This window comes from Nocardiopsis sp. NPDC006832 (genome assembly GCF_040635885.1).
Classification (GTDB): Bacteria; Actinomycetota; Actinomycetes; order Streptosporangiales; family Streptosporangiaceae; genus Nocardiopsis.
The window spans coordinates 1-11250 of sequence record NZ_JBEYLC010000104.1; the positions used below are offsets into that span (position 1 = coordinate 1).

The window sequence follows — 11250 nt, forward strand, 5'->3', positions numbered from 1 at the left end:
GGAGGCGCTTCCGTACCTGGCCGGCGGTGGTCGGTACGCGCTGGCCATCGGGCTGGGCGGCCTCGGCCTGATCGGGGTGCAGATCCTGCGGGCGTTGACCGGCGCCACGGTCATCGCCACCGACGTCAAGGAGGACGCGCGCGCCCGCGCCGAGGCGGAGGGCGCGATCACCGTCGGCGCCGGGGAGGACCAGGTGGAGAAGATCCGCGCGCTCACCGGTGGGCACGGTGTGGACGCGGCCTTCGACTTCGTGGGTGCGGCCCCGACGGTGTCCGCGGCCGCGGCCTCCATGGCGCAGGGCGGTCGTTGCACCATCGTGGGCATCGCGGGCGGCACCCACGAGTTCTCGTTCTTCACCAACCCCTACGAGACCCACATGACCAACACCTACTGGGGTTCGGTCGCGGAGCTGTGGGAGGTGGTGGAGATGTACAAGGCCGGGCAGATCCGCCCGGACGTGGAGCGCTTCTCCATGGACGATGCCTTGGAGGCGTACCGGAAGCTGGAGGCGGGCGAGGTCAACGGTCGAGCGGTCGTGACCCCTAACCCGAGCTGACACGGGGGTTCCGGCATCTGCCAGGATTCCCAGAACATCGCCGGACCGCAGTGGAGGAGACGAGATGGATCTGGGAATCACCGGCAGGGTCGCGCTGGTGACCGCGGCCAGTTCGGGGCTGGGCCGGGCCATGGCGCTCGCGCTGGCGGCGGAGGGGGTTAAGGTGGCCGTGACCGGCCGTGACTCCGAACGTCTCCGGGCCACCGTCGACGCCTGCCGGGCCACGGGTGTGGAAGCCGTGGGCATCGAGTGGGACCTGGCCGAGCACGGACGCGCCCGAGAGGTCGCCGAGCGGGTCGCCGCCGACCTGGGTCCGGTGGACATCCTGGTCAACAACACCGGTGGGCCACCGCCCACGCCGGCCCTGGGTCAGGAGCCGGCCCTGTGGCGGGACATGTACGCGGCGATGGTGCTGCCGGTGATCGAACTGACCGACTCGGTCGTGGGCGGGATGCGCGAACGCGGTTGGGGGCGGATCATCACGAGCACCTCCTCGGGTCCGATCGCCCCCATCCCGAACCTGGGCGTGTCCAACACGCTGCGGGCCTCACTGCACTCCTGGTCCAAGACGGTGGCCACGGAGGTCGCCGCGGACGGGGTGACCGCCAACGTCATCGTGCCGGGCCGGATCGCCACCCCACGGGTGGACTCGTTGGACCGCGCCCGGGCCGAACGTGAGGGCCTTTCGGTGGAGGAGGCCCAGGCGAAGGGCCGCGCCTCGATCCCCGCGGGCCGTTACGGCGACCCGGCCGAGTACGGCGCGGTGGCGGCCTTCCTGGCGAGCAGGCAGGCCGCGTACGTGAACGGTTCGGTCATCCGGGTCGACGGTGGTCAGGTCCCGTCGGTCTGAGTCCATGGCCTGAGCCGGTGATCCGAGCCACCGTCCGGGGCGTGCCCGTGGCCCGGCACGCCCCGGCCCCGTCCCTTCAGGCGTGGGGGTCCCGCTTGGGCGGTAGGGGGAAGAAGGCACTGGTGCGTTCGGTGTACTCGGCCCAGCCGGGACGACCGGCCATGTGCTCCTCCATGAGCCGTTGGCCCGATCCCCGGGTGAGCAGGTAGGTCATCACCAGTGGGGCGGGCAGGGTGAACAGGACCCACCACGAACCCGCGGCGACCAGGAACAGGCCCCACCACACGCACGCGTCGCCGAAGTAGTTGGGGTGGCGGGTCCACGCCCACAGGCCACGGTCCATGATCCGGCCCTTGTTGTCGGGGTCGGCCTTGAACCGGGAGAGCTGGGCGTCTCCCACGGACTCGAACAGGAACCCGGTCAGCCACAACAGCACGCCGAGCGCGGCCGGCCACCCGAAGGCCTGGGAGGTGAACGCGCCCACCTGGATCGGCGTGGAGATCAGCCACACCAAGGCTCCCTGGAGCAGGTAGACCACGCGCAGCGCGTAGAGGTTCGGGTCGCCGGGCGCGTTGGACAGGAACCTCTCGTAGCGCGGGTCCTCGCCCTTGCCCCGGCCGCGCAGACCGATGTGCACCGCCAGGCGCAGCCCCCACACGGTGGTCAGCGCGACCAGCGGCCAGACGCGGGTCGGGTCGCCGTGTCCGGTGGCGGTGACCACCACCCCGGTGGTCACCGCTGTGGCCGCGAAGGCCGCGCCCCAGGCGGAGTCGACGACGCTGTGCCGGCCCAGCCGCACCCCGATCGCGAAGGTGGTGAGCATGACGGCGGCCAGGACCAGCGCGGTCACCCCCAGGTTGAGGGCCAGGGCGGCGCCCACGCTCACGTGGGATCCTCGGGGCGGTGGGCCAGGATCTGGTCGACGCCCATGCGCCCCTCCTCGAAGGCGAGCGCTCCCCCGGCCAGGTACAGCCGCCACACCCGCGCGGTCTGCGGGCCGGCGATCCGCACCAGTTCGTCGAATCGGCGTTCCAGCTCCTCGGACCAGGCGCGGGCGGTACGCACGTAGTTCTCGCGCAGCGCCCGCACGCCTCGCACCTCCAACCCGGCGTCCTCGATGAGCGCGACGGTCTCACCGAGCGGGCGCATGTGCATGTCGGGGGCGATGTAGCGCTCGATGAACGGGCCGCCACCGGGGTGGGATCCGCGTCGGGACATCTGCTGTACCAGCAGGGAGCCGCCCGGACGCAGCAGGTCGTGGAGCCGGCGGGTGAAGGGCCCGTAGGCGTCGCGGCCCACGTGTTCGCCCATCTCCACGGTGGCCACGGCGTCGAACCCGCGCCCGACGGGTTCGTCGAAGGTGTCGTCGGCGATGTCGCGGTAGTGCAGCAGGCGCACGTCCACCAGGTGGTCCAGCCCCTCCGCGGCGGCGCGTTCGACCACGTGGTCGCGTTGACGGGCCGACAGGGTCACCGCGTGCACCCGCGTCCCGTGCTCGCGGGCGGCGTGCAGGGTGAGCGAACCCCAGCCGCAGCCCACGTCCAGCAGCCGGTCGCCGGCGCGGAGTCCGAGATCGGCGCAGATGAGTTCGAGTTTGGCGCGTTGGGCCTGGGCCAGGGTCTGCTCGGGCCGGTCGGGGTCCCAGTAGGCGCAGGAGTAGGCCATGGTCTCGTCGAGCAGGAGTTCGTAGAGGTCGTTGCCGGCGTCGTAGTGGTGGGCGACGGCGGCGGCGTCGCGTTCGCGGCTGTGGAGCCGCCCTCCCATGCACGCCTCGACGGACGGCGCGGCGGGTGGTGGTCCCACCAGGCCCAGGACCAGGGCGACGTGGGCCACGCGTGCCCAGTCGAGCGGCCCCGGCACCGAGGTACCGTGTTCGCGCACCGAGGCCCATACGCGGCGCAGGGCGTCGGTGAGGTCGCCCTCGACCTCCAGGCCTGCGGTGACGTAGGCGCGGGCCAGGCCCAGTTCTCCGGGGCGGGCCAGCACGTGGCGCAGGGCGTCGCGGTCGCGTACCGTCACGCGCGGCGCGTTCGCGGGGCCGTACTCGCTGCCGTCCCAGGTGCGCAGCCGCACCGGTGGTACCCCGTTGAAGAAGGCGGCGATCAGGGGGCCCAGCAGGTGGGCCGCCCCTCGTGTGCCTGGGTCTCCCCCGGGTCGGGCGGTGGCGTCGGTAGCGGCACGGGTGGTGGTCATGCGGGACGCTCCAGGGTGATCTGTTCGACGTCGATGATCGCGGACCGGAATCCGGCCTCGCAGTAGGCCAGGTAGAAGGTCCACATGCGGTGGAAGACGGGGTCGAAGCCCAGTTCGCGGACCTGGTCGGCCGCGTCGACGAAGGTGCGGCGCCACACGGCCAGGGTGTCGGCGTAGTCCCGGCCGAAGGCGCGCCGGTGGGTGACGCGCAGTCGGGTGTGGGCGGAGAACTCTCTGCGCAGGGCGGTGATCGAGGGGATGAGTCCGCCGGGGAACACGTACTTGTGCATCCAGGTGTAGGAGCCGCGCGAGGCGCGCATCATGGCGTGCTCCATGGTGATGCACTGGAGCGCCACCCTGCCGCCGGGCCGGGTGAGGCGGTCCAGGGCGGTGACGTAGGCGGTCCAGTACTTCTCGCCCACCGCCTCGATCATCTCGCAGCTGACCACGGCGTCGTAGGAACCGGTGGCGTCGCGGTAGTCGCACAGGCGCACGTCGACGCGGTCGCTCATCCCGGCTTCGGCGACGCGGGCGCGGGCCAGGTCGCGTTGCTCGGTGGACAGGGTGATGGAGGTGACGCGGGCGCCGCGTCGTGCGGCCCGAACGGCCAGTTCGCCCCAGCCGGTGCCGATCTCCAGGAGTTCGGTGCCCTCCTCCACCCGGGCGGAGTCCAGGAGCCGGTCGATCTTGCGTTCCTGGGCTCGGGCCAGTCCGTGGGCATCGCGCGGGTCGTCGGCGGTGAACAGCGCCGACGAGTAGGTCATGGTGCGGTCCAGGAACAGCGCGAACAGGTCGTTGGACAGGTCGTAGTGGTGGCTGATGTGGCGGCGCGCTCCCGCCCTCGTGTTGCGGTCGGAGTCGGGGCGGCGCGGCAGCGTGACGTGTCGCAGTGGTTGCAGGGCTCGGGGGACGAGTCGTTCGTAGTGGTCGGCCAGGCGGGTGAGCAGGGCGACGAGGTCGGGTGAGTCCCACTCCCCCGCCATGTACGACTCACCGAACCCGATGAGGCCGTCGTGGGCCAGGCGGGCGTGGAAGGCCTCGGGGTCGCGCAGCCACAGCACGGGGGTGTTCCCATCGGCGGGCGATGCGACGGTGCCGGTGTGCACACGGATACCGGCCAGTGGGACCGCCCGGGCCGTCACCAGGCGGGCCACGGCGGTGCGCAGCCCACTGCGCGGCACCCGGGCCACGTCGGGCCAGCGTTCGGCGTTCGGGGAGGTGGCTTCGACGGTGGTCATTGACGTGCTCCTCGCGGTTCGTGATCCGAGCGGTGGACGGGCCGCTCCCGTACGGGCAGGCCACGCAGGTAGAGCCGGATGCCGTGGAGGCGGATACGCGCCGCGTCGACCAGTGGCGCCATCGGGTAGCGCAGGTTCAGCCACAGCAGGGTGGCCCGGGTGAGGGGACGTCGCAGGCCGCGTACCGAGGCGGTGAAGGGCGGATGTCCCTCGCGGTGCAGGGTCACGGTCAGGTCCAACCGCTCGCCGGGTTCGGGCAGGGAGAGCCGATAGTGGCCGTCGACGTCGTTGAACGGGGACACGTACAGGGCCTTGTCCACTCGGGCCCGGCCGCGTTCGTCGGGGCGCAGGAGGTAGCGGTGGCGGTCGCCGTAGGTGTTGTGCACCTCGGCGACCACCACCCGCGACACACCGTGGGGGTCATGGCACCAGTACACGGTCAGTGGATTGAACACGTATCCGAACACGCGGGGGTGGGCGAGCATGAACACGCGCCCGCCGGGCGGTTCCACGCCCCGGTCGCGCAGGTAGGAGTCCAGATCGGCGCGGATCGTGGCCGCCCGCCCGGAACCGTGGTCGGCGGGGTGGAAGCCGGCCAGCGGACGCAGGAGCCGGGGCGGTCGCGGCGGGTGGTCCAGGTCGACGAACCAGTAGAGGGTGCGGTGGGCGAAGGCGTACCGCACCGGGGCCGACCGCACGTGGCGGACGGTCGCCTCGTACAAGGCGGGTGTGCGCCTCACCAGACCCTGCCCAGGGCCGCGGCGGCTTCCGCGCCGGCCCGGCATCCGTCCTCGTGGAAGCCCCAGCCGTAGTGGGCGCCGGCGTAGGCGAGGGTGGGGCCGTCCAGGGAGCGCAGACGACTCTGGGCCGCGACCGACTCGGGGGTGAAGACCGGGTGGGCGTAGTCCATCGCGGCCACCACCTTCGCGGGGTCCACGTCCGCGTCGTCGTTGAGCGTCACGATGTAGTCGTCCCCCTCCGGCAGCCCCTGAAGCCGGTTCATGTGGTATCCGACCCGAACGGGGGCGCGGCCAGGGGCGCAGGCGGGCAACCGGTGGTTCCAGGACGCCCAGGTGGCGCGGTCGTCGGGTAGTACGGAGGTGTCGGTGTGCAGCAGGGTGCGGTTGCGCGTGTAGGTGAAGGCGCCCAGTACCTCGCGTTCGGTGTCCGTGGGCTCCTCCAGCAGGTCCAGGGCCTGGTCCGCGTGGGTGGCGACCACGGCGGCGTCGAAATCGGCCGTTCCGGAGTCGGTGCGCACCCGTACGCCGCCCTCGCTCCTGGCCAGCCCGCGCACCGGGGTGCCGGTGCGGACCGAGCGCAGGTTCTTGGCCACCCGTTCGACGTAGGTGTGCGAGCCGCCCTCGACCGTGCGCCAGCGGGGTGACCCCCAGATCCCGAGCATGCCGTGGTGTTCCAGGAAGGTGAACAGGTGGCGGGCCGGGTACTCCAGGGCGGTGCCCGCCGGGCAGGACCAGACCGCCGAGACCAACGGGAGCAGGAAGTGGGCGGTGAAGTAGGGGGGGAAGCGGTGGCGTTCGACGAAGGCGCCGAGGCTGGGACCGACCGCGCCCCGCTCTTCGTCCAGGCGTCGGGCGGTTCGGAGCAGGCGGTTCGCGGCCCGGTGGAAGCGGGGGACGTCGGCGAGCATGCGCAGGTAGTCGACGCTCGCCCTGGAACGGTCGGGCCACATGGCCCGGAGTCCTCGGGCTCCCGCGTACTCCAGTCCGCAACCGGCGCAGCTCACCGACAGGCTCATCTCGGTGGGGCGGGTGGGGACGTCGAGTTCGTCGAACAGGCGCAGCAGGTGGGGGTAGGTGCGGCGGTTGTGGACGATGAAGCCGCTGTCCACGCCCAGTGGTTCGCCGTCGGGCCCGGGAACGTCGTGGGTGTGGGCGTGTCCGCCGAGCCGGTCGTCGGCCTCGAACAGCGTGACGTCGTCGTGACGGTGCAGGACGTGGGCGGCGGTGAGCCCGGAGATCCCGCCGCCGATCACCGCGACCCGCCGTCTGTGGTGTGTGCTCATGCGCCCTCTCGTGTGGGGTGGTGCGACCATCACGAGGTATTCGGTGCCAAGGGCCGGGCGGATGGGTCCCGTGGCAAGGCGTGGGTCAGGGGACGAGGGCGTGGACGGCGGTGAGGTGGGAGAGGACACGGCCCCGGGAGTCCACGCCCAGCGCCTCGAACACCCACCGGGCGTCGGGTCCGGGTGGGCGAAGGAAGTCGGCGTGTTCTCCCGGTACGCCCCGTCCGGGCCCGGCGAAGGTGTCCGGGTCGGGCACGGTCGCGGCCCCGGTGGGCGGCGCGAACTCGGGGTTCGGCGTCAGACCTTCTCGGAGGGCCGCGGGCCGAGTCCGAGGGCGGAACGCAACTCGTCGCAGGCCGCCGCGCAGGTCTCGTCGAAGGTCACCACCTCGACCGGTCCGCCCCGCGCCCATCGGGCGAGCTGGTCGTGCCACTCGCCGCGCGGCATGGACACCGTGTCGGGTGGGGTGACGTCCTCCCCGACCACCACCGGGAGGCCGTCGGTGAGGACGGTGACCCGGTGCTCGGGGTAGGCCCGTGCGAGGTCGGTGTCGAGGGGACCGGAGGAGTGCAGGACCACGACGTGGGTCTGTTCGGGGCTCTCGTTGGTGGTCATGGGCGCCTTTCCTTGGGGGAACGCGCCCAGAACCCTACTCGCCCAGGACCCCTCCGAAACGTGATCCACAGGGCCGATTCCGGTCACCGGTCCGGCGGCGGATCCCGCCGGGCCCTTCGTCGCCGCCGAGGGAATGGACAACTCATCCGATTCCCACCAGGCTGGGCGCATGCGAATCCTGCGTCACCTACAACGCATCGACAAGAGCGTCTACGACAGGGTGACCCGGGTGGGCACCCCACGGCTGGACGGCTACACGCCGCGGTTCGTTCAGGCCACCGACCACATGGCCCCCTGGATGATGGTCTCGGCCACCCTCGCGGTCACCGGCGGTCCCAGGTTGCGGCGCACCGCGCTGCGGGCCATCGCCGCGGCCGGCCTGGCCAACGCCGCCGCCTCCGGGATCAAGTACCTGGCGCGGCGGCCCCGACCGGACAGTTCGGCGATCCCCGCCGCGAGGTTCCCCTACCGGGCCTACTTGAGTTCCTCCTTCCCCTCCGGGCACACCGCCGCCGCGTTCGGGTTCGCCGGTGGGGTGGCCGCGGACGCGCCCAGGCCCCTGTCGGCGCTGGTGATCGCGCTGGCCGGCGCGGTGGGGTTCTCACGGGTGCACAGCGGCGTGCACTACCCGGGCGACGTGCTCGGCGGGATGGCGGTCGGGTTCGTCTCCGCCCTGGCCGCGCGGGCGCTCATCCCGCCCAGGCCCGAACTCGTGCACGGCGCGAGCACCGTCCCCGCCGGCGAGGCCGACGTGGACCCGGAAGGGGCCGGGGTGACGCTGGTGCTCAATCCGCGTTCGGCCGAAGGCGCCCTGCCCAGTCTCTCCATGACCGACACCACCACCCGGGTGGCCCGGCAACTGCCCCGAGCACGGATCATGCCGATGTCGGCCGACGACGACATCCTGGAGGTGATGGACAAGGCCGCACGCGACTGCGAGGTGCTGGCGGTGGCGGGCGGCGACGGCACGGTGAACGCCGGTGCGACCGCCGCACTGGCGCACGACCGTCCCCTGTTGGTACTACCGGACGGCACCCTGAACAACTTCGCCCGCACCCTGGGGCTGACCTCGGTGGACATCTCGTTGCGCGCCTTCGCCGACCGCCGTCTGGCGCGGGTGGACGTGGGCGAGGTCGACGGGCACGTCTTCCTCAACACCTCCTCGTTCGGGTCCTATCCGCACATGGTGGAGCATCGGGACCGGTGGGAGCAGCGGATCGGCAAGTGGCCGGCGTTCGCGTTGGCGCTGTGGCGGGACCTGCGGGAGGTGCGGCCCACCCCGGCCCTGGTGGACGGACGTCCGGCCAAGGTGTGGTGGGCGTTCGTGGGCAACTGCCGGTACCGGACGCACGCGCGGGTGCCGGGGCTGCGCGAGCATCTGGACGATGGACGTTTGGACGTGCGGGTGTTGTGCGCCCGGTACCCGTTCCCCCGGTTGCGCGCCCTGATGGACGTCCTGTTGGGGCGGCCGTTGTCGGGGCGGGGCTACAGCGAACGCCTGGTCGAGTCGTTGACCCTGGCCATCCCCTCCCGGCCGAGGTTGATCGCGGTGGACGGCGAGGTCATGGAGGGCTCGCCGACGATGTCGTTCCGCAAGCGTCCGGCGGCGCTGCGGGTGTTCGTGCCCGCGGGGCAGGGACGCTGAGGGTTCTCAGGCGGCCAGGCGGGCGAGTACGCCTGCCAGTTCCGCGAGTGCCTGTTCGGTGTCGGGGGTGCTCCGGTGCTCGGCGCCGAACAGGTCCACGAACTCCACCACGTCCCGCAGGTCCCAACGCAACCGGTACAGGTCGAGCAGGTCGGGGTCGGGAACGTGCCCGGAGGCGTCGGCGTAGCGGGCCAGGGCCTCGGGGTCGTCGGTGACCGGCCATAGGTCGCGCTCGGGCACGGCGACGCCGACGGTGTCCCAGTCGACCAGCAGCGGCCGGTCGTCGCGCCACAGCAGGTTGCCCGGATGTGGTTCGCCGTGGGTGATGACGGCCCGGGCCGGGTCGACCGAGGCGGCCCGGTGCCCGAACCCGCTCAGGTGGGCGCGCAGGACCGCGCCGTACTCGTCGAGGAGGTCGGCGACGGCGCCCGACAGGGGCCCGTGGTCGCCGAGCCCGCGAGGGTCCTCGGCCAGGGCGGCCAGGTGTTCGGCGCCCTCCAGGGCGACCGGGAGCGTGCGCGCGGTGCCCGGGGGCGGACACCGGTGCAGCGCCGCGAGCGTGTCCAGGACCCGGTCGCGGCGGGCCGGTTCCAGGACCTGGCCGAATTCCCCGGAGGCGCCCTCCACGTGCGGGAAGACGCTCAGGGCGTAGCGCGCGCCGACAGTGTGGACGGTGGCGCCGGACAGCGAACGCAGTGGTGCCACCACGAAACCCAGCCCGGCGTCGTCGTGCAGTCGGGCCGCGGTGTCCATGGCCCCTTCCAAACGGTCGAGCACCATGTGCGGGTCCTCACCGAGGAAGGTCTTGTGCTCCAGGTCGGCCAGGGTGAGGAACCAGCGTCGCCCCGCGGTGTCGGTGGCGCTCCAGTGGTGGTCACCGAAGCCCAGGGGCACGTGGGTCAGCGCCACGGCGGACACGCCCCAGGCGTTCAGGGCGGGCAGGAGGCGATGTTCGTCGAGGTCGGCGGGCTCGTCTCGCATACCGCGGACCGTAGCAGCCCCCTGGTCCGGGTGGTACAAACCCCTTGCCCATGGGGGTCCGTGCCGCGAGGATGACGATCATGCCCACCTTCGAAGCTCCCGACGGCGCGCGCCTGTCCTACCGATCCGACGGACACGGCGAACCGCTGTTGTGCCTGCCCGGCGGCCCCATGCGCGCCTCCGCCTACCTCGGTGACCTGGGCGGACTATCCGCCCATCGCCGGCTCGTCCTGCTCGACCTGCGCGGAACCGGTGACTCACAGGCCCCCGAGGACGATTCCGGGTACCGCTGTGATCGGCAGGTCGCCGACGTGGAGGCGCTCCGTGTCCATCTGGGCCTGGAACGGATGGACGTGCTCGCCCACTCCGCGGCCGGGGATCTGGGGCTGCTGTACGCGCTCGCCCACCCCGACCGGGTGCGTTCCCTGGTGCTGGTGACCGCTCGGCTGCGCTCCCTGGGGATCGAGTTCACCGACGGGCACCTCCAGGAGGCCGCCGCCCTTCGTTCCGGTGAACCCTGGTTCGAGGCGGCGTTGCGGGGCTACACGAACCTGGCGAACGGTTCCACCTCCGGCGAGGACTGGGACGCGGTCATGCCGTTCTTCTACGGGCGCTGGGACGAACGGGCCCGGGCACACGCGGCCACCGGGGTCGAGCAGTCGAACGAACACGCGGCCGGGCTGTTCTCGCCACCGGACGCCTTCGGCCCGGAGGCGGGCCGCGCGGTCGTGGCGTCCTGGGGTGTTCCGGTCCTGCTCCTGGCCGGAGAGCTGGATGGTGCGCCTCGGCCGCACGTCGCCGTGGATGCGGCACGGTTGTTCGACGACGCCCGCACGGTGACGCAGCCCGGTGGTGGGCACTTCCCCTGGTTGGACGATCCGGCCTTCTTCAGCGACGCCGTCGCGAGTTTCCTAGACCGGCGTCGCTGAGGCTCACTCGGTCTCGGCGGCCTGGATCGGTAGTGGAAGGGCCTCCGTGTTCCCGTCCACCTTGAGGGCGTCGGTGTCGGTGCGTCGCCACAGGGCGAGCAGCCGGGCGGGTGCGCCTCGCGGCGCGCACTGGAAGGGCCTGGCCTACCCGCAGGTGTCCAAGGAGGGCACGTTCGCGGCGCTGCTGGCCTCGCGGGGGATCACCGGTCCGGCGGAGGTG

At 72.3% G+C, this 11250-nt stretch carries 12 protein-coding genes; 4 read left to right on the forward strand and 8 right to left on the reverse strand.

The genetic code is table 11. The features are described from left to right. Both ABZ717_RS27510 and ABZ717_RS27515 read left to right on the forward strand, forming a co-directional pair. Nucleotides 1-556 (forward strand): zinc-binding dehydrogenase (locus ABZ717_RS27510; protein ID WP_358515822.1); only part of this gene is annotated, 556 nt, incomplete at its 5' end. Nucleotides 557-620: 64 nt separating this feature from the next. Further along, nucleotides 621-1406, forward strand: coding sequence for an SDR family oxidoreductase (locus ABZ717_RS27515; RefSeq protein ID WP_358515825.1), 786 nt, complete (start codon nucleotides 621-623; stop codon nucleotides 1404-1406). A 76-nt stretch (nucleotides 1407-1482) separates the two neighbouring features. Here the strand turns inward: ABZ717_RS27515 and ABZ717_RS27520 are convergent, their stop codons facing one another. From ABZ717_RS27520 to ABZ717_RS27550, 7 genes are all read right to left on the reverse strand, one after another. Further along, complete coding sequence (locus tag ABZ717_RS27520) at nucleotides 1483-2292, reverse strand: DUF1295 domain-containing protein (RefSeq protein ID WP_358515827.1); 810 nt, start codon at nucleotides 2290-2292, stop codon at nucleotides 1483-1485. After that, nucleotides 2289-3599, reverse strand: coding sequence for a cyclopropane-fatty-acyl-phospholipid synthase family protein (locus tag ABZ717_RS27525; RefSeq protein ID WP_358515830.1), 1311 nt, complete (start codon nucleotides 3597-3599; stop codon nucleotides 2289-2291). Before ABZ717_RS27525 ends, ABZ717_RS27520 begins: the two co-directional genes overlap by 4 nt. After that, on the reverse strand, nucleotides 3596-4837 hold the full coding sequence (locus tag ABZ717_RS27530) for a cyclopropane-fatty-acyl-phospholipid synthase family protein (protein WP_358515833.1): 1242 nt from the start codon (nucleotides 4835-4837) through the stop codon (nucleotides 3596-3598). The genes ABZ717_RS27525 and ABZ717_RS27530 overlap by 4 nt, the downstream gene beginning before the upstream one ends. Then, nucleotides 4834-5622: a DUF1365 domain-containing protein gene (locus ABZ717_RS27535; RefSeq protein WP_358515836.1), complete on the reverse strand. Its 789-nt coding sequence runs from the start codon at nucleotides 5620-5622 to the stop codon at nucleotides 4834-4836. Before ABZ717_RS27535 ends, ABZ717_RS27530 begins: the two co-directional genes overlap by 4 nt. Then, the gene (locus ABZ717_RS27540; protein ID WP_358515839.1) at nucleotides 5574-6860 is read right to left on the reverse strand and encodes an FAD-dependent oxidoreductase; all 1287 of its coding nucleotides are present in this window, start codon (nucleotides 6858-6860) and stop codon (nucleotides 5574-5576) included. Before ABZ717_RS27540 ends, ABZ717_RS27535 begins: the two co-directional genes overlap by 49 nt. 85 nt (nucleotides 6861-6945) lie before the next feature. Then, on the reverse strand, nucleotides 6946-7116 hold the full coding sequence (locus ABZ717_RS27545; protein ID WP_358515842.1) for a hypothetical protein: 171 nt from the start codon (nucleotides 7114-7116) through the stop codon (nucleotides 6946-6948). A 41-nt stretch (nucleotides 7117-7157) separates the two neighbouring features. Further along, complete coding sequence (locus tag ABZ717_RS27550; protein WP_358515845.1) at nucleotides 7158-7475, reverse strand: hypothetical protein; 318 nt, start codon at nucleotides 7473-7475, stop codon at nucleotides 7158-7160. Between the two features lie 169 nt (nucleotides 7476-7644). On the opposite strand from ABZ717_RS27550, the gene ABZ717_RS27555 reads away from it, so the two are divergent. Next, a complete protein-coding gene (locus tag ABZ717_RS27555) occupies nucleotides 7645-9120 on the forward strand; it encodes a phosphatase PAP2 family protein (protein WP_358515848.1) in 1476 nt (491 codons plus the stop codon). 6 nt (nucleotides 9121-9126) lie between these two features. Here ABZ717_RS27555 and ABZ717_RS27560 read toward each other — a convergent pair whose 3' ends face one another. Next, nucleotides 9127-10101, reverse strand: a complete 975-nt coding sequence (locus ABZ717_RS27560; protein ID WP_358515851.1) for a phosphotransferase — start codon at nucleotides 10099-10101, stop codon at nucleotides 9127-9129. A gap of 80 nt (nucleotides 10102-10181) precedes the next feature. On the opposite strand from ABZ717_RS27560, the gene ABZ717_RS27565 reads away from it, so the two are divergent. Beyond that, nucleotides 10182-11030: an alpha/beta hydrolase gene (locus ABZ717_RS27565; protein WP_358515854.1), complete on the forward strand. Its 849-nt coding sequence runs from the start codon at nucleotides 10182-10184 to the stop codon at nucleotides 11028-11030. Nucleotides 11031-11250: the final 220 nt, after the last annotated feature.